Here is a 1,548-nt window from a genome sequence, read left to right on the forward strand (position 1 = left end):
TGATATGACTTCTCGTGTCAATATGATCGGTTCTGTGTTTTCGATGTTTGAATTTCCTGAGGGCGACGTAGCAGTAAATCTCGACGGTGGATCAAGCTGATATCCGCGGATTGGCTACCGCATTACAGATGTCCGCCCAATGAGCCTTCCGCTACCTACCACCGCAATTCGGATGAGATCCGTTGCCTACCCTGGTCGCGGGTTACTCGTGTGCCGGGCTACGCCGCCTTCAGGAAACTCCTGCACGTGTCGTTACGGTGGATGCAGACGCAGGGCATTGCTGTACATCATGGCATCTGTGTCTCGCGCGGTATGGCCAGCGACAAGGAGAGCCGGCAGATGTCCCAGATGAATCCGCTGAGTTCACGGGCAACTGCGACTACGGCGATATTCTTCTGCTTGCCGCGCGCGACGAGTTTGCGATAGCGTCGGCACAAGCGCACCTGTGCGTCCCAGGCTCGATCTACAATCGGTTTAGGCAGACCTTCGTGACGACGCTGAATATCGGGGCTCACACGCGCAGGGTGGCGATAGCTCCATGCAGCTTCAACTAGCAGCTTTCTTGCATAACTGTTGCCGCTTTTAGTGATGCTGCCCTGACGACGCTTGCCGCCCGATGAGTGCTCGGACGGCGTCACCCCGAGCCACGCCATCAACTGGCGTGGGTGCACGAAGCGTGAGAGATCGCCCAGCTCGGCGAGCATGCCCACTGCCGTGGTGAACTGGACACCGCGCATTGCCTGCAGGCCCAGGACGGCGGGATAGAAGCGCCAGTTGACGACTGCCTCACGCAGCGCGGACTCCAGCCGGTCACATTGGGCGAGCCGGTCTTCGATCGCGCGACGTAGCTCTTCAAACGCAAACTGCTGCCACGCACTGTCGAAGCTGTATGCGCTCAGCCAGCGTCGGTGCGCCGGCCCCCAGTCGGCAGAGCCGGTGTAGCGCACGCCGTGCGACAGCAGAAAGGCTTTTACCCGTTGCCGTGCACGCTTGAGGTCGTCCTTGGCAATCACCCATGCGCGGGCCAGATCCCGGAATGCTTCATCGTCGATGCTGGGGACGTATACGGCCGACAGGTCGCCGGCACGCAGCGATCGGACGAGCTTGATGGCATCACGTCTGTCAGTCTTGATGTGCTCACCTGGCTTGCGGGGAATCAGCGAGGGCGCGCAGACCATGCACTGGAATTCTTTCTGGACAAGCTGCCGGTAAAGCCCATATCCGCACGGACCGGCTTCGTAGACGATGCTGACGCATCGCGCTTTAGATTGCAGTCTCTTGCACAACCGTTCCACGTCGGCCTGCGTAGTACCGATCTTGCCGAGCAGTTCAACCTCGCCCGAACCAATGGCATAGGCGACCGTGATCGAATCCTTATGAACATCAAGACCCACGTAAAGAGTGCTATCGTGCTTCATGCTGGCCTCCGCGTCGGAAATCGCCGGGTGCGGCACGTCCGCACCGTGCGGCTCTGACAGCAATGCTAACCCGCGTTTGATTCCGTTGCGGCAGGCCAGCCTCTGTCCCGCAGGAAGTCATACTGCCTAC

At 59.7% G+C, this 1,548-nt stretch carries 1 protein-coding gene; it reads right to left on the reverse strand.

Annotated elements, in window-relative coordinates:
- Positions 1-287 precede the first annotated feature (287 nt).
- Complete coding sequence (locus tag HDG37_RS38695; RefSeq protein WP_184056855.1) at positions 288-1,418, reverse strand: IS110 family transposase; 1,131 nt, start codon at positions 1,416-1,418, stop codon at positions 288-290.
- Between the last annotated feature and the right edge of the window lie 130 nt (positions 1,419-1,548).

Source organism: Paraburkholderia sp. MM5384-R2, from assembly GCF_014201025.1.
Classification (GTDB): domain Bacteria; phylum Pseudomonadota; class Gammaproteobacteria; order Burkholderiales; family Burkholderiaceae; genus Paraburkholderia; species Paraburkholderia tuberum.